Here is a 19,592-nt window from a genome sequence, read left to right as displayed (position 1 = left end):
TATAAAAGTATTGTGGCGGTGGGAACGTGGGAACGTGGGAACGGAGCCGCCGCATGAGCCCCCTCACCTCCTTCATCTGCTTCGTGCTGAAGAACCGGCCATCGCGCCAGGACGCCGGCAAGGAAGCTCGCCGCCTCAATCTCAGGATCGATTGGGCTCGCTATTATTTCGACACATTGGGAGCAGGACGATGACCCCCACCACCCTCCAGCAAGCCCGCGAGAACGTCGCGGCCCGGTATGCGCAGCCGTATCACCAGCGCGCGATCCTCTCCGGACAGTGGGACGCAGGCTCCCTCGTTCGGGATGAGATCGCCAAGGTTGAGGGGAGGAAGTGATGCATTGGGGAAGGATATCCGCCGCACTCGCAACGGCCATCGTCGGCATCGGTGGCGCATGGATCATTCTGGCGGCTGATGAAGCGCCCAAGGCGCTGATCGCGATTTCGGGGCTACTGGGCATTGCGGGGCTGGCCGGTGCGGCGCTTCTCGTCGCAGCCGTCTCCTACCTCGTATCTGAGGTCATCCGGCCCGCCTTCCGTTTCCGCAAGCCGGCCGTGCCCATGGCGCTTTCCCATCGTGAAGCCGCACTGATCGGCCACAAATCGTTCCGCAACCACCCGGTGAAATTCTGGGGCGGCCTGATCTTGGGCAACAGCTTCTTCTTCGGGTTCATGATCTTCGGCGCGCCTGAATATGAGCGGTTCAAGGTCGAGGAGCAGCGCCCATGAACCCCCGCGCCGCCCGCCAGGCATCCGGCATGACCCGCAACGAATGGGCAAGGGCCATGGGGGTGTCAGTGCTGACCACCAAGCGCTGGGAATCCCCCGGCAGCCGATACGCCCGCGCCCCAACGCAGCAACGCGTCGAGCGCATGGAGCGCGTGCTTACCGGGTGTGGGGTCGATTTGAGGGAGGTGATGGGATGAATGCTGTTGCTGTGATTGAGCCGGCGGTATCGCCTGCCGAGGAATGGATCGACCGGGGCCGCACGCTCGCCGCCAAGCGCCGCGATGTCGATTGGGCCATCGCTGACTGGATGGTCGAGGGCAAAGCCGCCGGGCACCTCGATCAGGCCCGTTTCGACTTCCTGGCAGACAATCTCGGCATCGGTCCGGCCAAGCTGAAGCTGATCCACAAGGCAGCGGCGATCCCGGCGCACCTACGCGACACCAGCCTGACGGTCGAGCATCATGCACATGTGGCCGAATTGCCGGTGCAGGAGCAGATCGAACTGCTGACCGAGGCCAAGCGCCAGCACTGGAGCGATGATGACCTGCGCAAGCAGACGATCAGCCGGCGCGCCCAGATCGGGGGATATGAGATGCTGACCCCGGAGGAGTGGGAATATCACTCCCTCATGGCGATGCAGCACGCATGGAACCGCGCGCCAAAGCAGGCCCGCATCGATTTTCTGGAAATCGCGACCAAGGCAAACGGGGGTTTGATCGACGTATGAAGTGGAAACGCCCATCATCGAAGAAGTTGTGGCCCGTGCCGCCAGAGTTTGCCGAAGCCTTCCGCGAAGGAGGCCACCGCAAGCTTGAGCGATGCTACAACATGCGGAACCACCGCAAGCGCATATGGCAGGAGATGGCCGGCGGCGTTGAGAACCTGAAACTGGAGCGCAAGCAGTTCATGACTGTGGCGCGCAAGGCCCGGCAGGGCGATATGGCTGGGAGGCGGAAGGGATGAGTGATCGTCAAGCGGCGGCTCTGCGCATCATGGAATCGTTCGTCCGTCAGCGTGGCGGCGATCCTCAGGACATCGCGTTGGAGGGCGGCGCGTATCGTTGGGCCGCGCCTGATGGTCGGGTGGCGTGCGTGGGGTGGGAGGCATGAGACCTTACCCGCCCGAGGATCTAGCCACCTTCTCCGATATCGAGATGGCTGACCGCTTCATGCCAGCGCCCGAAGTTCTGGATTGGCTGCGGGACACCTTTCTCGATGAGGGGAGCGAACTGTTCAACGTCGACCACCAGCACCTGCGCGACGCCAAGCTGGGCGTCCTCTGGACCAACTGCGACAACAGCCGTGCCATGCGCAGCGTCATCGGCCAGGCTGAGTTGATGCCGCCCATGGCGATGGGGAAGTGGCAGCGGGCGCGCGCGATTCAGCAGGTCGAAGAATGGTTCGGCGACATGCCGGATTTCCTCATCACGTTCAGCGCGCCGGCAGCGCACGGGATGGACGACGCTTCGTTCTGCGCCCTGGTCGAGCATGAGCTTTACCACTGCGCCCAGAAGATGGACCAATACGGCATGCCCAAATTCAAAGAGGACGGGACGCCATCGTTCGCGATCCTTGGTCATGACGTGGAGGAGTTCGTGGGGGTCGTAGCGCGCTATGGGGCGATCGATCCTGGCGTTGCTGCGATGGTCGAGGTGGCCAACCATAAGCCGCTGATCGGCGCGGCATCGATCGCTGGCGCGTGCGGCACTTGCCTACGCACGGCAGCTTGACGGACATTTGACGCATGGCAGCCCGGCAACCAAGCATTCCAGACGAGATTAAGCGCTTCATCATCAATGCGCTGGCGGCCTTTGACACGCCCAGCCAGGTTGTGGCAGCGGTAAAGGAAGAGTTCGGCGTTGACGTGTCGCGTCAAGCGGTTGAGGGGCACGATCCCACCAAGCACGCCGGCCGCAATCTGGCCGCGAAATGGCGCGAGATGTTTGAGGCGGCGCGTAGCGGATTCATCAATGAGGCAACGCTCGTACCGATCGCTCACAGGGCAACCAGACTGCGCGCCCTTGAGCGCATGGCGAAGGCTGCTGAGAGGAAAGGGAATTACCCCCTTGCGGCCGCCATCAACAAGCAGGCCGCCGAAGAAATGGGCAATGCCTACACGAACCGGCGCGAACTGACCGGGCGAAATGGCGGCCCGATCCAAACCGAGGACCGGACTCCGGCCAACCTGATTGAGGAGGCGAAACGCCTTGGCATCGACCCTAGCGCCCTTGGTATCACCGGCTGACGATCAGGCTGCGCGTCTTGCCTTACTCGCGGCCGTCGTCGCCCAGCGCAAGGCCTCGGCCCTCGCCCCTGAAGGCAAGCTGCTCGACTTCGCGCGCTGGTATTTCCCCGAGCGCGAAGGGATGGAGTTCATCGAAGGACCGCATCACCGGGTGATCGGTGAAACGCTTGATCGCGTCCTGCGCGGCGAAATCACCCGCCTCATCATCAACGTGCCGCCCGGCTACACGAAGACCGAAGCGGCGGTGGTCAACTTCATCGCCAAGGGCTTCCATGTGAACCCCAAGGCCCGGTTCATTCACTCGACATTCTCCGACGACCTGGCGCGCGAGAACAGCGACAAGGTGCTGCAGCTCATCGCCCTGGATGGCTACCAGTCGATCAAGCCCGTCACCATCCGCGTTGACAGCAAGGCCAAGGATCGGTGGAAGACGGCTCAAGGCGGCGGGATGCTGGCGAAGGCAGCAGGCGGCCCTATCACCGGGTTCCGCGCCGGATACATGGACCGAACCATCTTCACGGGCGCGCTCGTCATCGATGACCCGCTCAAGCCCGATGACGCGTTCTCGGTCGCCAAGCGGAAGACGGTCAACCAGCGCGCCACCAACACCTTCCGTTCGCGCCTCGCGCATGACGATGTGCCGATCATCGTCATCATGCAGCGCCTGCATTCCGACGACTTCGTTGGGCACCTCCTGACCGGCGGAACGGGCGAAAAGTGGCATCACCTCAACCTGCCGGTGCTGATCAACAGCACGGACGCTTATCCGCCTGAGTGGACCCATGGCATCCCGATCCTGCATGGCCTGCCTGACGGCCCCTTGTGGGATGAGAAGCACGACGCTGATGAGATCGAGGTGTTGAAAGCTGACGCCTACACCTTCGCCAGCCAATACATGCAGCGCCCGGTGTCGATCGAGGGCGCGCTGTTCAACATGGAGGGCTTCAAATGGTGGACCGACCTGCCGCCCATGGAATATTACTCCATCTTCGCCGATACTGCGCAGAAGACTGGCGAACGCAATGACTATTCGGTCATCCAGCTTTGGGGCAAGGCACAGGGTGCCAAGGCAATCTATCTAGTCGATCAGGTGCGCGGAAAATGGGAGGCGCCCCAACTGGAAACGACGGCACGCGCCTTCTGGGACAAGCATGTCGGCAAGGTCGTTCGGGGCTTCAATGTCGAAGACAAGGCGTCGGGCACCGGCCTGATTCAATCGCTCAAGACCAAGGGCGTCCCTATCATCGGCATCCCCCGCGACCGCGACAAATACACCCGAGGGCTTGACGCCGCACCATGGATCTCGACCGGTATGGTCCACCTGCCAGCCAATGAGGAGTGGACGCCGGCGCTGCGGTCTGAGTTGCAGATGTTCGACGGCCTCGGCACCGGATGGGACGATCAGGTGGACCCGCTCATGGATGCGGTGGCCTCGATGCTGAGTGGCGGCGCTTCGTGGGGCGCCTCCCTATAGCCTACCGTCCGTAGCATATCCCCCCCTGTCGCCGCAGCGTTCGGGCATGGCCCAACTGCTCGACCATCGCGGCAACCCGATCCAATCTGCCGCGCGCAGCAATGTCGTGCCGATGGTGCGGGACGGCCTTGGTGGGCTGGTCAACGGCGTGACCGGCGCAGGCACCGGGATCGACCGCAGCGTCTGGGATTCCTGGCATTTCGTGCCGATGACGCCGCATGAAATCGTCTCCGGCTATCGGACCAACTGGTTGCTCGGCAAGATCGTGGACATTCCCGCCGAGGACATGGTGCGGGAGTGGCGCGACTGGCAGGCTGATGAGGCCCAGATCGAGACGCTGGAAGAGGCTGAACGCAATTTCGATATCGTCGGCAAGGTGCAGCAGGCCATCGCCTACGGGCGCCTGGGCGGCGGCGCGATGCTTCTCGGATATGGTGACGCCAACCCAGAAGCCCCCGCCCCGCAGCCGGGCAAGGACAGCCTGAAATATGTTCACGTCTTCAACCGCTGGGAACTGACGATCGGCGAGGAACAGCGCGACATCACGTCGACATGGTTCGGCCAGCCCCAGTATTTCCAGATCAACGGCAAGCTCGACAACCCGAAGATCCACCCGTCCCGCGTGATCGTCTTCAAGGGTTCGCCTGTGCCCCGTTTCCCCGGCGTGACATGGGAAGATCATTTCTGGGGCGATAGCATCGTCTTCCGCATCGACCGGGCCGTGAAGAACGCGATCAAGGCCAATGACGGCTTCGCGCGCATGATCGATGAGGCGAAGATCGACGTCTACCGCCTGTCGGGCTTCATGCAGAACCTCATCAGCAACGAGGATGAGGTGCGCAAGCGGGTGCAATATACCGATGCGGGCAAATCCTCGCTGCGGGGCGTCTATCTCGACAAGGACGATGAGTTCACCCAGCGCCAGCTTTCGCTGACCGGGATGCCGGAAATGATCGAAGCGCTGCTTTCGGTCGTCGCCGGTGCCGCCGATATCCCCGCAACTCGGCTACTCGGCCGCGCGCCGCAGGGCATGAATAGCACCGGCGACCACGACGAGCAGAACTACCACACGATGATCCGCAGCAAGCAGCGGCTCTATCTGTCGCCCTCGGTCGATCGCCTCGATGCCACGCTGATCCCGTCTGCGCTCGGCAGTCGGCCCAAGGAAATCAGCTATAAGTGGTCGCCGCTCTCGCTCCCCAGCGAGAAGGAGCAGGCGGAAACCAACAAGCTCAAGGCCGAGACGATCAAGATCTACGTCGATGCAGCGCTGCTGCCGTCGAGTGCGATCGAGAAGGCCACGCAGTCCATGCTGTCCGACGACCAGTGGTTGCCGGGCTTGGACAAGGCGCTGGACGAAGCCGAGGCCGCCGGTGAAGAGCCAGGCGGCGAAGAATCCGAACTGGGGATCGTGCCCCTCGGAGAGAAAGGAGGTGGTCAGGGATCTGCCGGCAGCGGCGGGAATGCTGACCCCAATCCCGCCCGCCGTGCTGTGAATGATGCCGCGACCTGGCTATCCGACGCCACGCCGCGCCCGCTCTATGTCCAGCGCAAGCTGCTGAACGCCGCCGACCTGATCGCATGGGCCAAGGACAACGGCTTTGCCACCACCCTGCCCGCCAGCGACATGCACGTGTCCGTCCTCTATTCCCGCAGCCCGGTCGACCCCATGAAGATGGGCCGCGACTGGCGAGAGGATGAGAAGGGCCAGATCATCGTTCGCCCCGGTGGCCCGCGCGTCATCGAGAAGCTGGGCGAGAACGCCGTCGTGCTGCGCTTTGCCTGCCCCGATCTGGACTGGCGACACAAGGATATGATCGAAGCCGGCGGGTCGCATGACTGGCCGGAATACATGCCTCACGTCACCATCAGCTACACTGCGCCCGAGGGTGTCGACATTGACGCACTCAAGCCGTTCAACGGCGCGCTTCGGTTCGGGCCTGAGATTTTCGAGGCGCTCGATCTGGATTGGAAATCGAAGATCGCGGAGGCCTGACATGGACGTTGCCGGACACAAGCGGATCTCTGCTGCGGCAAAAGCGGCCATGCATGAGGGAATGATGGGGCGACGCCACGAAGCATCTGTTTCCATCTCCGGCACCCCAGAAAACATTAGACTGTTCTGGGAGGCGGTCGCATCTGCCGCTATCCGGTCATTTGAAGGCAAGGACGGCGGTCAGTAGTATCATGAGCTTTTCCCTCCCCCGCATGGCTCGCCAGGCAGGCAAGAGGCGGGATATTGTTCTCAGGCCCATCATCCCGACCCAAGCCGCCGCGGCCGACCTAGCCGCGATCTACGCGCCCGCCTGGCAGATATGGGCCGACAACATCGACCGCATCCTTGCCGGCTATGATCCGCAGCCTCTCCCCACCGCTGACACCCTGACCGTCGACACCGTGGATCAGGTGCAGGCCGCCATCAGCAGCGTGGCGCAGGAATTCCTGACGATCCTCACCGCACGGATCGCGCCGGGACTGCGTAATTTCGCGGTCAGGGCTGAAAGGGTGCATAGGAGCAAGTTCGCCGCGTCGGTGAAAGCGGGCGTAGGCATCGATGTAGACATGTTGATGTCAGCGCAGGATGTCGAAGAGACGCTGGGCACGTTTCTCGCGAGGAACGCCGCGCTTGTCCGCAATGTCAGTGACCAGGCGCAGGCGAGAATTTCTGATGCTGTTTTCCGTGGGTATCAGAACAGAACGCCAATCCGAGACGTGGCGAAAGAGATACGATCTGCGACCGGAATGGGGAGAACGCGAGCGACCGGCATAGCCTCCGACCAAGTGTCGAAACTCTCAGGCGCTCTTGATACCGAGAGGATGGCCAATGCCGGAATCAGCTTATGGAAATACCGTCATTCCGGGAAGCTGCATCCGCGATCGACCCACAAGGAGAGGGACGGCCGCATCTACACGCTAAACGGAAACCGGCAAGTGAACGCTGATGGCTCAAAAATGTCTGGCGGGGATGTGATCGAGCCAGGGGATGAGCCGAGTTCACCACCTTGGTGTGGATGCAGGAAGCAGAGCTATATCCCTCTCCTTTCAAAGATCGAATAGTTGACCACCCCGCCGAGGGAAGCCCTCCCGTCCGTAGAGCCTAGCCAAGACCATGCGGCAGACAAGCCCCATGGTGCTATTCTCCGACGCCCTGACCCTTGACGCGCCCCGCCGGACTTCTGACGGCTACATGGCTGTGCGGGCAAAGGCGGCCAGGACCGGAACCTACGCCTACCTTGGCAGCGAAATCGACCCCGACAACAAGCACGGCCTGCGCGACGCTGGTATGGTCAATGTCCTGCGCGATGACAGCGCCGTTTTCGACAACAAATCCGCGCACAGCTTCATCGGCAAGCCCGTAACCGACGATCACCCGCGCGAGGCCGTCAACGCCGGGAATTGGCGCGATCATGCGCGCGGTGTCGTCATGGGTGCGATGCGCGACGGTGAATATCTCGCGTTCGACCTTCTGCTGACAGATGCCAGCGCAATCGCGGCTGTGAATGGCGGCAAGCGCGAATTGTCTAACGGGTATGCCGCTGATCTGGAGTTCGGCGACTTCACCGCCGCAGACGGCACTAAGTGCGTTGCCCGTCAGAAGTCCATCACTGGCAATCACGTCGCAATCGTGGACCGTGGCAGGGCCGGTCCGTCGTGCCGCATCGGCGATGCCGCGATCTGCGACGCGTTGCCTATCGCGTTGCAGGATGGAGCGAAAGAGGCCGCCGCATGGCTCAAGAAGGCCATAGCGCTCCACGAGAAACACATGAACGGCTCTGCCCCGACTACCGGCAAAGAGGGCGAGAAGAGTCAGATGCTCATGATGGAGCAGATGAAGAACGCGCTGGCCGAACTTGGGGGCGGCGACGCCAAGTCCGGCGAGGCCGGCATGAAGATGGACGTTTACCCCTTCCACATCCTTGAACAGGAGAAGCCTGTGAAGACCATGTTGATCGACGGGCTGACCGTCGACGTGTCCAACGCCGATACGGCCGAGGCCACGATCAAGACCCTCATCGCCTCGCGTGATGCGGCCGGAGCGAAGGTTGCCGGCCTCGAAACGCAGGTGGCGACCCTGACCGCTGCCGGCCAGACCAAGGACGCGCAGATCAGCACGCTCGAACAGCAGGTGAAGGACGCCAAGCCGACGCCCGCGCAGCTTCGTGAAGCCGGCAAGTCGCTGATGCAGACCGCCGACAAGGCCAAGACCCTCGGCATCGCCGTCACCGACGCGATGGACGAGGCGCAGATCATGCGCGCCACCGTCGACAAGCACATGGGCGAGAAGGCCAAGGACTGGTCGGATGAATCGATCGCCGCTTCGTTCGCTGTGCTGACCAAGGACGCCAAGCCGGCGGACCCGCTGCGGCAGGTGATTTCGGATGGTGTGCAGACCTTCGGTGATGCCGAGGCCGCGTTCGCCGATGCTCAGCGCAAAGCCAGTGAAGAGCGCCGCAACGCCTGGAAGACCCCCGCCACCTCGGCCGCAGCGTAAGGAAACCGCGACATGGCAATCACCATCCAGACCACTTACGCCGAGGACTATGCCAAGGGTTACCCCGGCATGGTCGCCAATGGCGAAACCTCCAACCGCATCAGCCGCACGGTCGAATCCGCTGCGGGCGCTGCGTTCGGTGCGCCGCTCTATCGTGGCGCAGGCGATCACGGCTGTGTCACCACCGTTGGAACGCTGGCCACCTTCCTGGGCTGGGCCATTGCCGATCGCGGCATCGTCCCGACTGTGGTGACCGGCGCGGTGGACACCTACCCGCAATATTCGACCGCCGGCATCCTCACCGATGGCGCAATCTACGTCACCATCACCGGTTCGGTGGCGGATGGCGCGGCGATCACGGTCGGCACCGGTGCGGGCGCCGCCGATGGCATTGGCGGAACTGCTGCCGACGCAACCCACATCGCGACCGGGTGGGTCGCGGACGAAACCGTGACGAACGGCATCTGCCGCATCGTGCGCCGCTAAGGGGGAAATGACCCAAATGACTGGCCTGATCTTCACCGACGCGCAGCAGGCAATCGGCTTCGCCCGCCCCGCGCTCTATCGCACTCACTCCACCGTCATGGAGGAAAAGTACCCGGCATTCCAATATGCCAAGTACATCCCCACCAACGAAGACGGCGACATGTGGGATGTCGGCACCGTCGTGACCTCGCTGAACGGTCCCGCTGGCCGCGCCGAATATCTCTCGGGCAAGGGCTTCGACATTCCCAACGTGTCGGCCCAGATGTCGCAGGGCGTCAGCAACTTCTACCTGGCGGGCTGCGGCTACGAACTGTCGCTGCAGGAGGTCAATCGCGCCTCCAAGATGGGCGTCGATATCAACACGCGCGACGCCTCGGACGCTCGCAAGATCGCTGAGAAGTTCATCTATGACCGGGCAATGACCGGTTCGACGGAAAAGGGCTTCACCGGCCTCCTTAACAACGCGACCGTTCCCACCGCGAACGTCCCGGCTGATGGCACCGGTTCGGTCACCTCGTGGTCGGCAAAGGACGCCGACAAGAAGGCGCGCGACATCAACCTGGCGCTCACCGATGTCTATACCGCCACCAAGGAAACGGAACTCGCGGACACGCTGCTCCTGCCGACCTCCAGCTTCCTCGATGCCTCGACCACGCGCATGGGCGACACGGGCATGACTGTGCTGGCGTTCCTGCAGCAGAACAACGCCTATACCGCGATCACCGGCCTGCCGTTGAACATCATGCCGGCGCGCGAGCTGGAAACGGCGGGCGCAGGCGGCACCAAGCGCATGGTCGCCTATGCGCGCAATCCGGGTATCCTCGAATTCTTCCTGCCCGGCGCCTTCACCTTCCTGCCGCTGCATCCGCTGTCGTCCATGTCCTGGCGCGTCGACGGGATCATGAACGTCGGCCAGACCGAAATCTATCGCCCCAAGGGCATCAGCTACCGGGATGGGATCTAAGCCATGAAGTCGTTCACGAACCACACCGCCGGCCCCAAGGGCGTCAATATCGTGGGTGGATCGACCGTATGGATCGATCCCGGCCAGACCGTCGAGATCGATCCGAAGACGATCGATGGCAAGGTGCCTGATCTGGGCAAGGCTGCCGACGCTTCGACCAATGGCGATAATGGTGCGGTCGAAGCCCTCACCGCGCAGGTCGCCGACCTCGCCAAGCAGGTCGAGGCCCTGACGACCGAGCGCGACGGCCTGGCGAAGGACAAGGAAGACCTCACCAAGCAGGTCGAGGCGCTGACCAAGCCCGCCGACGCCAAGAAGTAACCGCCACCTCCGGGGGCAAACGGGGCCGCTGCTTCACGGCGGCGGCCCATTCTTTTGGGGCAAGGTATGGGACGACGACCTGCAAATGCTGATCCGGCTACTGTTCGGGGAATCTGCATTGATTGCCTTGCCCGGCCGCAATCGCCAAAGACCAAGACAACGTTTAGGCCACGTTGTAGGCCATGCCATGAAAGGCGCTTCCCACGGAAGACGAGGTGGGTCCGCCCGCCTGGCTTTGCAAGAAGGGCATATCAGCGGCACCGCGGTTCAGCGTGCGAGAAATGCGGCTTTATCGCTGAGCATCCTTGCCAACTCGATGTTGATCACATCGACGGAGATCACGGCAACGATTCGCCAGATAATCTTCAGACGCTTTGCGCCAACTGTCACCGCTTGAAGTCGCACAAAAGCCGAGATTATGTGCAGAAGTCTCGGCGGCGGCCCTATTCGTAAGGACTGACCCATGGCCTACACCCCGCCGACGAAGGCGACGTTCATTGCGATCTTTCAGGCCTTCTCCGCGGTGACGGACGAGGCTTATGCGTTCTGGTCGGCGCGCGCCGGGCGGATCGTGGACCCGATGCAGGACTGTCTGGGCGAGGATGCCGATCTGGCCGCCATGCTGCTCACGGGGCACTATCTGACGCTTCAAGGCGTCGGCATCGGCGCAGAGGCGGAAATGGCTGCACAGGGCGCCAGCGGGTTCAAGCGCATCAAGTCGGGCACGATCGAACTGGAGCGCGGCGATGCGGCGTCCAGTGGTGCCGACATGGGCGAATACGGCGCGACCAGCTATGGCCAGCAGGTCTACCCCATGCTCAAGGCCTGCGTGGCTGGCCCTCGCGTAACCGGCACCGGCGCTGTCATCGGTGGCTGCGGGTTCAACGGGTTCGCTGGACCGCTTCCCTATGGGAGGTTCTGATGGGGTTGTTGGACGGCGGGATAGCCAGCATCTTCGGCGCTGCGCTGGGCGGGCTTTACCTGCCCGCGACGTTGCATGTGCCAGGCGCCCGCACCGACGATGAAGAGGGCAATATCTCCTATGGCCCTGGAACCGATATCGCCTGCCGCGCGCAGATGGACGCCGCGACCTATGCTATGCGCCAGAGCGAGGGCTTCAGCGATGGCGACGTGCGGATCATAATTCTGACCGCCGGGCTTGGCGCGCAGGTGACGACGGACTGCCAGATCAGCGTCAGCGGCAAGCGGTGGATGGTGCAGAGCGCGGAATTGGACGCTGCGTCCAGCCATTGGATTTGCCGGGGGCGGGCGGCGTGATTAGTTCATGGGCCTTTGATTTCTGGTCATCATGTCGGCGACTTGCAAAAAATGCTCGCCAAGCATCCGGCATCCATCTGCATCGAGCAGGAATTGAAGGCCCATCGTCTCAGCCTCATTCGGGACTTCACCTTTGGCCGCGTCTGCCGGGAATGTGGTTTCAAGTCGCAGGGCAGCGACCGGACCAGCAAGAGCAATCCCATATCGCACGATTATGGCGGCCCTGGTCTCATTTTCTGGCCACCAATCACTATCGTCCGGTCTCATTTTCCACCTCCCTGATTCGTGATGACGCATCCTGCGTGGACGAAGGCGCGGAGTCGAATCCGGGGCGGGCGGCGTAGTGGCTCGGATGAAGGGGGCCGATGCGCATCTCAAGCGGCTCAGAAACATGACAAGAGGGATGCGCAAGGAGGCTTCAAAGCTTGTCTATGTGCTGGCCGACATGCACGCGACCGAAGCCGCATTGAGCATTACCGAAGGTGCAGTGAGCGGCAAAGGCCACGTTCCATCCAAGTCTGGCGAAGCGCCAAACGCCGACACCCATTTTCTCGACAGGTCAGTTCATGTCGAGCGCACAGGCGAACTCACCGCGCAATCTATCGCAGACGCCCCTTATGCGGCCAGGCTAGAATTTGAAATGGATCGCCCCTTCATGCGGCCGGCAGCCAAGAAGATCCGCAAGGCCGCTAGTAGGCTGGCCGCGAAGGGCGTTTCCATCATCGTGAAGGGCGGCAAGCTGTAGGCGTCCGTAGCAAATCAGGCCCCTTGCGCGGCCAATAGGCTATGGCCAAAATCACCTTCACCTCCGACTATAACCATCGGTGGCCATCGCGCGCCGTCACCCATTTCAAGGCGGGCTGGAGCGGCACTGTCAAACGCGAGGTGGCAGATGCAGCTATCGCGCTTGGGAAGGCGACAGGCGACGGCAAGCCTGTTAGACAGAAAGCCGATGGGGATCAGGTTCGATATCGACGTGCTGGCGATCTGGATGGATGCCATTCTGGATCGGATGGAGACAGAGCATCCGGAAACGAATTGGAATCTGCTCGCGCTCCTGGGGGAGATGATGTCCTTGCCGTTGTGGTTGGGGGCTGACAATGACAATCAGCCCGACCGTTGAGGCCCGCTCGGCAATCATCAGCGCGCTCAAGTCGTCCCCGTCCGTCACGACGTTGATACCCGCGAGCCGCCTCTACCCCACGGTAACGCCGGCAAGCCCTGAGAAGCCTTTCGGGAAATACGGAGTGGAGGATACAGAGCCACTGCGCGCGTCGGGCTGGCGCGGTGGGGACGTGGACGCATCATACGATGTCGTCGTTGCCAAGAGCGCGGCCATTCCTGATCCCAAGACTTATGCCGAGAAGGCCGTCGCGGCAATCGCAGATGCCATCGACGCGCTGCCAGATTGCAATGTCGATCGAACCGTTATGGTCCAAAGCTCTGAGGCCGATAGCTGGCGGGGTGTCGTCTATTTCACCGTCAGCATAGTCGAGCAGCTTTAGGCGTCCGTAGCGCATAGCAGCCCTCCCCCCGCAAAGTCGGCCAAATCTCATCAACGAGGGTATCGGCAATGGCATACGCGGCGAAGGTAAAGGGCAATTACGCCGACATCATGTTCGGCGATGGCGACAGCCCGGAAGTGTTCACCCAGCTCTGCGGGATCAACACGCGCGGCATCACCATCACCTATGCCAACGCCTTCGAGTTGACCGACTATGATTGCGCTGACCCGGAGGATGCTGGCCAGACGATCCGCGATGTCGGCGCGCAGGACTGGTCGATCACCGGCTCTGGCCTCTATAATCGCGCTCAGATGGCGGCAATCCGCGGTCTGATGGGCGCCACGCAGAACTGGCGATTCGCTCTGGACGAGCCGCCCGCCCCTGCCGCCGCAGTTGACGATGGTTACTGGCAAGGCCCTGGCTTCATCTCGTCGTTCGAAATCACCGGCAACGATGGTGAGTGGACGCAGGCGAGCATCACCATCACCGGCGCCGGCCTGCTCGAATGGGCTGACGCAGCCTGATGCAAAACCATCTGACGCTTGATTTCGGCGACGGCATCTATGATTTCAGGCTGCCCTGGGCGGCCTGCGCCGAGATCGAGCGCAAGGCGGACGCGGGCATCCAGACCATCTATGAGCGCGTGATGGCCGGGCATTCCCGCTTGATCGATGTCTCCGAGATCATCCGCCAGGGGCTGCTCTGCGGCGCGGGCGGAACGGTTGATGGGCAGCCGGTCGAATGCACGCCTCGCGTCGTAACTGCGCTGGTGGAGCGCTACGTGACCGGACCGGAAGCCCGCCCCTTCATCGAGAGTTGGAATCTCGCTGCGTCGGCCCTGCACACCTTCATGCAGGGCTATGAAGACGCACAGGAAGGCTCAAAAAAAACGTATGGCCCGCCCCGTTTGCAAGTAGGATTTTACGGTGTTCTGATCAGTCTGCGTCAACGTATGCGGTCTCACGGGAGCATCCCGTGGCCAAGATGGACATCCGCACGTCTGGAGCCACAATAAGGGAACCGGCAACAGGTGCCATTTTTTTGCCCGGGCTTTCCAGACGCCGATCGACTGTCAGGCCATCTTCACGATCCTTCCTGCAAACATCGTTGGGCTACGCGCGCAGAAGCACGCAGCCGATCCGTTATGCCGCTGCTGGATAGCCGCGTTCGAAGCTCACTTCTTTGCGAAGGGCTGCCCAAGCGATCCGCGCCAGTTTATTAGCCAATGCGACGACGATTGCGTTGCGATGAACTCCTCGCTCGATCATTCCTGTCAACCAACGTCCCAGCGGGGTTTCGCTGCGCGCCAGTGACGGTAATGCTGCCCGGGCGCCATGGATGAGCAAAGTGCGCAAATAGGTGTTGCCACGCTTGGAGATGCCGAGCAGCCGGGGCTTGCCGCCGGTAGTATGTTGCCTGGGTACCAAGCCGAGCCAAGCACCCAAGTCTCGCGCTTTGGCAAAGCTGCTGGCATCGCCCACGGCTGCAATCAAAGCGGTTGCGTTCAACGTGCCGATGCCGGGGATGGACGTGAGCCGCCGGGCAGCTGCATCATTGCGAGCCAGTTCGACAAACTCGCCGTTCAGTGCCTCGACCTTGGTATCAAGTTCGTGCCATTCGGCGCGCAGTTCACCCACCAGTTGCTTCAAGCGTGGTGATAGGGCCGTATCTTCGGCGGCCAGCATGGCATCAATGCCCAACTCCAGCTTGCGCCGGCCGGCCGGAAAAATGGTCCCCCGCTCCAGGAGGATCGCCCGCAGTTGGTTGATAAGGTTTGTGCGCTCGGCTACCAGGCGGGACCTGACGCGGTGGAGGGTCTGGATGTCCAACTGCTCCTGAGTCTTGAGTTCGACGAAGCGCATAGTCGGGCGCGAGGCGGCCTCGGCAATCCCCTCCGCATCACGATCATCATTCTTCTGCGCTTTGACATACGGGCGTACGTACTCCGGCGACATCAATCTGATTTCGTGCCCCTGCGCGGCGAAAAGGCGACCAAGGTTGTGGGCACCACAGCACGCCTCCATTGCAATCACGCAAGCCGGAAGCTTGGTCACGTAATCGATAAGTGTCTGTCGGCGCATCGACTTACGCACGATGACAGCGCCTGCTGCATCAACGCCTACGACACTGCAGGCATTCTTGCCCAAATCAACGCCAAGGATAACAATAGACATCGGTCCGCTCCTTTCCTTTTCAAGCACCGGCATCATACCTGATGCCGGGGAAAAGGGGCGGGCCATCCCATAAAGGAAGACGCGGAAGCGGCCGAATAGACATCGGCCAGATCCTCGCCAATTGCGCCATGATGGGCGGCATCCCCCCATCTGAGGCAAAACAACTCACCCTCTACGAATACCAGGCGATGCTCCATAATTGGGAGCAGGCGCACAAGACTGGTGAAGAACAGCCCGAGCCGCCGTCCATCGAGGAAACGGAAGAGCGTCGCCGCAGGCTGGAGGCAAGAGGTGTCGCGGTTTTGGGTTAGGAAGCCGCGTCGGCGCAAGCGGTGATTTCATCCACGGTCGTTGCCTTTTCCATGCATGAAGATTGGTCATGCATAGTGGGTATGGTCGCGCTCGGGAATGCTCTACCTTGCACATTGAATGCCAGCGCAAATCCCACTGCGCCAAACCAGGCTATCACGGACGCTGCCATGGCAGAGTTAGTCATCTTCCCGTCTGCATTTCTAAAAGATGGATTGGAGGCGATCTCCAACGCTTTCACGACCAGATACAAGCACCCGAGCCAGCCAATTAATTGAAGCACCCACGTCCTCCCAACTCAATCTCTAAGCGCATTCTCTATCCGAGTTTCTGCCCGGTCAAATGTCTCGTTTAAGGCTGTGGCAAGTTCGTCCCACACCTGATCCGCGAAATCGCCACTCGCGCGATCGATATGCTGGAGAGAGCTGAACAAGCCGGTCCTCATAGACTTCAGAGAACTAAGCGGATCGTCTCCGGGTGTTCGCATGCTCATATCCACCAAACTGGTGGTCGCCAGCAGTTCAAGGGCAGCAATCCGGCCCATGAGATGTGCGTGGTCGTCGCTGCTCATTGCGCTTCCTCCGTGTCCGTGCCGTCCGTAGCACAGGCGCCGCCACCATGGCCATCCATGGCCATGCCAACCGCAGACGAAGTGATTGTCGAGTTCGAGGCTCGCGTCGGCAAGTATGAAGCCGATCTTCGTAGGTCGGCAGCCACTTTCGAGCGCGTTACGCAGGCCCAGCAACGCCAGATGGTCGCGCTCGAACGCCAGATTTCAGTGTCATCTGGCCGGATTGGCTCGGCGTTCAAGGCGCTGGCGGGCTTGTTCGGCGCTCAACAGGTCATCGGCCTCTCAGATTCCTACACCCGCCTCCAGAACAGCCTCAAGGTTGCCGGCCTTGAGGGTGAAGCGCTGGCGGAGACGCAGGCAAAGCTGCTCGACCTTGGCGGGAAATACGGCGTTTCGGTCAACACTTTGGCTGACCTCTACGGCAATCTCTCTCAGGTCAGTGGTGAGCTGGGGGCCAGCCAAGCCCAGGTGATGAAGATCAATGAGGCTGTTGCCCAGTCGTTGATCGTCACCGGCAAAAGCTCGCAGGAAGCATCCGGCGCCGTGCTTGGCCTCGTCCAGGCATTCGGCAACGGCAAGCTGCAGGCCGAAGAGTGGGCGCAGATCAACGAAGGTGGCCTTCGCCCGCTGCTTGAAGCTGCGGCGGCTTCCGAGAAATATGGCGGGTCCGTCCAGAAGCTGCGCAAGGCAGTCTATGACGGCAAGGTCAGCAGTCAGGAATTTTTCCAAGCCATCCTGTCTGGCGCCAACGTCATCGAGGGCAAGGCGGCAAATGCAACGCTCACACTGGAAGGCGCGTTCACCAGCCTCAATAACCGGCTGATTGAGTTTGTCGGGTCGGCGGCCTCAACTAGCGGCGCTGCTGGCGCGATAGCATCAGGCCTCCAAGGTCTTTCTGACAATTTGTCGACCGTATCAATGGCCCTTGCCGTCATCGCGACAGCAATGGGTGTGCGCTACGTATCTGCTGCGGTTGGAGCCAAGGCGGCCACGCTTGCTTTGACGATCGAGCAGGTACGAAAAGAACAGAGCGATGTTGCCCTGGCATCATCGACATTCCAGGCAAATCGCGCCCTCTTGGGTGAAGCGGCTGCGGCCCGTTTGGCTGCCAGAGAAGTCACCGCGCTCTCGGTCGCGCAGGGTGTGGTGGCTCGGTCTGGCCAAGCGCTGCTTGCCGCTGTAGGTGGCCCGGTTGGAGCCGCAACTTTGGCGTTGGGTGCGGCGGTGACGGTCCTGTCCACCCGTCAAGCTGAGGCGAAGGCTGCAGCAGATGAGCTAAACGCTTCGATTGCCAGTCAGTCCGCGCAGTTCGATGTAGCGCGCCAGAAGAAGGCGCAGGCCGCGGCCGAAACCAACAATCTCACCAAGAAAGAGCGGGACGCTTTAACCGCGACCGCGAACCTGACTGGTGAGGCAAATCTTCTCGCGCAGGCGTGGGGGCGAGTTGCGGCACAGGCGAAGCAAGCGGCAATCGAACAGGCGAAGGCAGCCCTATCTGCGGCCCGCGTCAACCGCAACCAGGCGCAGGCCGCGATTGATCGGCGCGCGCAGCAGGCCGCGTCGAACCCCGCGAACCAATCGGCAGGTAGCCCTGTTGGGATAATCGGCCGTGGCACCCGCCTAATCCGGGATACTTTGTTTCCCGGTTCGCAGGCGGCCGCTGTGGCCGAGGAAAAGAAGGAGCGCGACAGCCTCAATGCCGCGCTCAAGAATGAGGCCGCGGCCCGCGACGCCTATACCGATGTCGTCAATTCTTCGCTCAAGGAGTTTAAGCAGGACGCCCCCGCCGTCACCACCGACGATCCCAAGAAAACGCCAAAATCCAAAGCTGACAAGCCGGACGCCCTCGCCGCCGATCGCGAGCTGGCACAACTTCGCATTGAGGAATTGCAGGCCCGCCTGGACCTCGCCACCACAGCAGAGGCCCGCGCCCAATTGCAGCGCAAAATTCTCGCGGAAGAACGCGCTCAACGCGTTGCCGAGATTGCGGCAAACAAAGATCTGTCGACCAAGCAGCGGCAGGATGCCCTGGACGCCATCGACCGGCTCTATGGTTCCGGCGGCAACGGCGACGATATCGTTGTTGCGCCGGGCCGATACGATCAGCGGATTTCTCGCGATCTGGAGCGGGAACAGGCCCAGCAAGCGCAGGACATCGCAGATGAGCGGTTCCGCGCAGAGCAGGAAATCCTGCGCAACCAATATGACCTTGCCGACAGCAGCACGGAACGGAAGCGCCTCGCACTGGCCTCGATCGACCTTGAGGAGCGATACCAGCGGGCGCAGCTGCAAGCGATAATCGATCTGGAAGGCAAAAATTCCGCTGAAGGTCAGCGCGCGCAAGCAGGTCTGGATGGATTGGGCGAGATCAGTGATGGCCGACGCCGGATAGCCGAGCGTTCAAATCAATCGCCCCTTGAGGCCTACAGGGACCGCCTCGATCGAGATGGCGGGGAAACCAGCGACATGGTTGAGGGCTATGTCGTGGACGAGCTTCAGCATGTCAGGGACAGCATCCGTGGCGGCATCGAAAAGCAGCTTGGTATCAAAGATCCGCTGATCAGCGGCTTGTTGAATATGCTGATCGAAGACGTGCTGATCAAGCCGATCACTGACGCCTTGTCGGAGGCTTCGACCAACGGAGGCGGAACGGGCGGCTTGCTGAAATCCATCGGTGCTGCCGCAAGTAAACTGTTCGGCGGCGGTCGGGCGATCGGCGGTCCTGTGCGTGCCGGAACCCCCTACATGGTTGGCGAAAGCGGGCGCGAGATGTTTGTGCCTCAGCAATCCGGGGTGATTGTTCCGAACCACAGGCTAAACGGCCGATCAGCAGGCCAGCAGACCGTCATCAACTACATCGGCCCCGGCGCGGACGAGTTCTGGGGTTCGGTCGATGCCCGATCGGCGCGCGTGGCGGCTCCTATCGCTCGCACCGAATCCTCTCGGTCTGGCGCCGCATCCTACGCGCAGGGCCAGAAATCGGCCCCCGGCACCATGTACAAATATTCGCAGTTGAAGGGCTGACATGCGCGAGGCATTTGGCAT

General features: G+C 61.8%; 29 protein-coding genes. 26 read left to right on the top strand and 3 right to left on the bottom strand.

The annotated features are described in order from the left end of the window. The first annotated feature begins 53 nt into the window (after positions 1 to 53). The 19 genes from HH800_RS05750 (at position 54) to HH800_RS05660 (ending at position 11,988) form a co-directional block, all read left to right on the top strand. On the top strand, positions 54 to 194 hold the full coding sequence (locus HH800_RS05750) for a hypothetical protein (RefSeq protein ID WP_155276457.1): 141 nt from the start codon (positions 54 to 56) through the stop codon (positions 192 to 194). Continuing rightward, the gene (locus HH800_RS05745) at positions 191 to 337 is read left to right on the top strand and encodes a hypothetical protein (RefSeq protein ID WP_164546053.1); all 147 of its coding nucleotides are present in this window, start codon (positions 191 to 193) and stop codon (positions 335 to 337) included. The genes HH800_RS05750 and HH800_RS05745 overlap by 4 nt, the downstream gene beginning before the upstream one ends. Continuing rightward, complete coding sequence (locus tag HH800_RS05740) at positions 337 to 729, top strand: hypothetical protein (protein WP_169860458.1); 393 nt, start codon at positions 337 to 339, stop codon at positions 727 to 729. The genes HH800_RS05745 and HH800_RS05740 overlap by 1 nt, the downstream gene beginning before the upstream one ends. Next, on the top strand, positions 726 to 926 hold the full coding sequence (locus HH800_RS05735; RefSeq protein ID WP_169860457.1) for a helix-turn-helix domain-containing protein: 201 nt from the start codon (positions 726 to 728) through the stop codon (positions 924 to 926). The genes HH800_RS05740 and HH800_RS05735 overlap by 4 nt, the downstream gene beginning before the upstream one ends. Next, positions 923 to 1,456: a hypothetical protein gene (locus HH800_RS05730; RefSeq protein WP_169860456.1), complete on the top strand. Its 534-nt coding sequence runs from the start codon at positions 923 to 925 to the stop codon at positions 1,454 to 1,456. The genes HH800_RS05735 and HH800_RS05730 overlap by 4 nt, the downstream gene beginning before the upstream one ends. After that, entirely contained in the window at positions 1,453 to 1,692 is a 240-nt protein-coding gene (locus HH800_RS05725; protein WP_169860455.1) for a hypothetical protein, read from the top strand. The genes HH800_RS05730 and HH800_RS05725 overlap by 4 nt, the downstream gene beginning before the upstream one ends. Before the next feature lie 142 nt (positions 1,693 to 1,834). Next, the gene (locus HH800_RS05720; RefSeq protein WP_169860454.1) at positions 1,835 to 2,458 is read left to right on the top strand and encodes a putative metallopeptidase; all 624 of its coding nucleotides are present in this window, start codon (positions 1,835 to 1,837) and stop codon (positions 2,456 to 2,458) included. Positions 2,459 to 2,472: 14 nt separating this feature from the next. Next, on the top strand, positions 2,473 to 2,973 hold the full coding sequence (locus tag HH800_RS05715) for a DUF2280 domain-containing protein (protein ID WP_169860453.1): 501 nt from the start codon (positions 2,473 to 2,475) through the stop codon (positions 2,971 to 2,973). Further along, complete coding sequence (gene terL / locus HH800_RS05710) at positions 2,936 to 4,447, top strand: phage terminase large subunit (RefSeq protein WP_206379194.1); 1,512 nt, start codon at positions 2,936 to 2,938, stop codon at positions 4,445 to 4,447. Before HH800_RS05715 ends, terL begins: the two co-directional genes overlap by 38 nt. 46 nt (positions 4,448 to 4,493) lie before the next feature. Continuing rightward, positions 4,494 to 6,443 (top strand): anti-CBASS protein Acb1 family protein, encoded by a 1,950-nt coding sequence (locus HH800_RS05705; protein ID WP_169860452.1) that lies wholly within the window; start codon positions 4,494 to 4,496, stop codon positions 6,441 to 6,443. A 1-nt stretch (position 6,444) separates the two neighbouring features. Beyond that, positions 6,445 to 6,630, top strand: a complete 186-nt coding sequence (locus tag HH800_RS05700; protein WP_169860451.1) for a hypothetical protein — start codon at positions 6,445 to 6,447, stop codon at positions 6,628 to 6,630. Positions 6,631 to 6,634: 4 nt separating this feature from the next. Further along, a complete protein-coding gene (locus HH800_RS05695) occupies positions 6,635 to 7,504 on the top strand; it encodes a phage minor head protein (RefSeq protein WP_169860450.1) in 870 nt (289 codons plus the stop codon). Positions 7,505 to 7,574: 70 nt separating this feature from the next. After that, positions 7,575 to 8,939: a DUF2213 domain-containing protein gene (locus HH800_RS05690; protein WP_235682030.1), complete on the top strand. Its 1,365-nt coding sequence runs from the start codon at positions 7,575 to 7,577 to the stop codon at positions 8,937 to 8,939. Between the two features lie 12 nt (positions 8,940 to 8,951). Next, complete coding sequence (locus HH800_RS05685; RefSeq protein ID WP_169860449.1) at positions 8,952 to 9,425, top strand: structural cement protein Gp24; 474 nt, start codon at positions 8,952 to 8,954, stop codon at positions 9,423 to 9,425. 7 nt (positions 9,426 to 9,432) lie between these two features. Next, positions 9,433 to 10,389: a DUF2184 domain-containing protein gene (locus HH800_RS05680; protein WP_234781647.1), complete on the top strand. Its 957-nt coding sequence runs from the start codon at positions 9,433 to 9,435 to the stop codon at positions 10,387 to 10,389. 3 nt (positions 10,390 to 10,392) lie between these two features. Continuing rightward, entirely contained in the window at positions 10,393 to 10,710 is a 318-nt protein-coding gene (locus HH800_RS05675; protein ID WP_169860448.1) for a hypothetical protein, read from the top strand. A 66-nt stretch (positions 10,711 to 10,776) separates the two neighbouring features. Next, a complete protein-coding gene (locus HH800_RS29565) occupies positions 10,777 to 11,163 on the top strand; it encodes an HNH endonuclease (protein WP_081331792.1) in 387 nt (128 codons plus the stop codon). Between the two features lie 10 nt (positions 11,164 to 11,173). Continuing rightward, a complete protein-coding gene (locus HH800_RS05665; protein WP_169860447.1) occupies positions 11,174 to 11,632 on the top strand; it encodes a DUF4054 domain-containing protein in 459 nt (152 codons plus the stop codon). Next, a complete protein-coding gene (locus HH800_RS05660) occupies positions 11,632 to 11,988 on the top strand; it encodes a hypothetical protein (RefSeq protein ID WP_169860446.1) in 357 nt (118 codons plus the stop codon). Before HH800_RS05665 ends, HH800_RS05660 begins: the two co-directional genes overlap by 1 nt. On the opposite strand, the gene HH800_RS05655 is transcribed toward HH800_RS05660, so the two are convergent. After that, positions 11,989 to 12,255 carry a hypothetical protein gene (locus tag HH800_RS05655; protein WP_169860445.1) on the bottom strand — a complete coding sequence of 89 codons (267 nt, stop codon included), beginning with the start codon at positions 12,253 to 12,255 and terminating at the stop codon, positions 11,989 to 11,991. 85 nt (positions 12,256 to 12,340) lie between these two features. On the opposite strand from HH800_RS05655, the gene HH800_RS05650 reads away from it, so the two are divergent. From HH800_RS05650 to HH800_RS05630, 5 genes are all read left to right on the top strand, one after another. Then, positions 12,341 to 12,733 carry a hypothetical protein gene (locus HH800_RS05650; RefSeq protein WP_169860444.1) on the top strand — a complete coding sequence of 131 codons (393 nt, stop codon included), beginning with the start codon at positions 12,341 to 12,343 and terminating at the stop codon, positions 12,731 to 12,733. A 147-nt stretch (positions 12,734 to 12,880) separates the two neighbouring features. After that, positions 12,881 to 13,111 carry a hypothetical protein gene (locus tag HH800_RS05645; protein WP_169860443.1) on the top strand — a complete coding sequence of 77 codons (231 nt, stop codon included), beginning with the start codon at positions 12,881 to 12,883 and terminating at the stop codon, positions 13,109 to 13,111. Then, positions 13,089 to 13,493 (top strand): tail completion protein gp17, encoded by a 405-nt coding sequence (gene gp17 / locus HH800_RS05640; protein WP_169860442.1) that lies wholly within the window; start codon positions 13,089 to 13,091, stop codon positions 13,491 to 13,493. Before HH800_RS05645 ends, gp17 begins: the two co-directional genes overlap by 23 nt. A gap of 68 nt (positions 13,494 to 13,561) precedes the next feature. Further along, a complete protein-coding gene (locus tag HH800_RS05635) occupies positions 13,562 to 14,017 on the top strand; it encodes a phage tail tube protein (RefSeq protein WP_169860441.1) in 456 nt (151 codons plus the stop codon). Then, positions 14,017 to 14,508 carry a gene transfer agent family protein gene (locus tag HH800_RS05630; protein ID WP_169860440.1) on the top strand — a complete coding sequence of 164 codons (492 nt, stop codon included), beginning with the start codon at positions 14,017 to 14,019 and terminating at the stop codon, positions 14,506 to 14,508. The genes HH800_RS05635 and HH800_RS05630 overlap by 1 nt, the downstream gene beginning before the upstream one ends. 127 nt (positions 14,509 to 14,635) lie before the next feature. Here HH800_RS05630 and HH800_RS05625 read toward each other — a convergent pair whose 3' ends face one another. After that, a complete protein-coding gene (locus HH800_RS05625; protein ID WP_020818605.1) occupies positions 14,636 to 15,667 on the bottom strand; it encodes an IS110 family transposase in 1,032 nt (343 codons plus the stop codon). A gap of 128 nt (positions 15,668 to 15,795) precedes the next feature. Between HH800_RS05625 and HH800_RS05620 the strand changes: the two genes are divergently transcribed. Then, positions 15,796 to 15,978, top strand: coding sequence for a hypothetical protein (locus HH800_RS05620; protein WP_169860439.1), 183 nt, complete (start codon positions 15,796 to 15,798; stop codon positions 15,976 to 15,978). 296 nt (positions 15,979 to 16,274) lie between these two features. Here the strand turns inward: HH800_RS05620 and HH800_RS05615 are convergent, their stop codons facing one another. Further along, positions 16,275 to 16,547 carry a hypothetical protein gene (locus HH800_RS05615; RefSeq protein ID WP_169860438.1) on the bottom strand — a complete coding sequence of 91 codons (273 nt, stop codon included), beginning with the start codon at positions 16,545 to 16,547 and terminating at the stop codon, positions 16,275 to 16,277. Between the two features lie 57 nt (positions 16,548 to 16,604). On the opposite strand from HH800_RS05615, the gene HH800_RS05610 reads away from it, so the two are divergent. After that, the gene (locus tag HH800_RS05610) at positions 16,605 to 19,571 is read left to right on the top strand and encodes a tape measure protein (protein WP_169860437.1); all 2,967 of its coding nucleotides are present in this window, start codon (positions 16,605 to 16,607) and stop codon (positions 19,569 to 19,571) included. Positions 19,572 to 19,592: the final 21 nt, after the last annotated feature.

Origin of the sequence: Sphingobium yanoikuyae, from assembly GCF_013001025.1 — a bacterium.
GTDB classification, from domain to species: domain Bacteria; phylum Pseudomonadota; class Alphaproteobacteria; order Sphingomonadales; family Sphingomonadaceae; genus Sphingobium; species Sphingobium yanoikuyae_A.
This window is presented reverse-complemented; position numbering and strand designations above follow the sequence as displayed.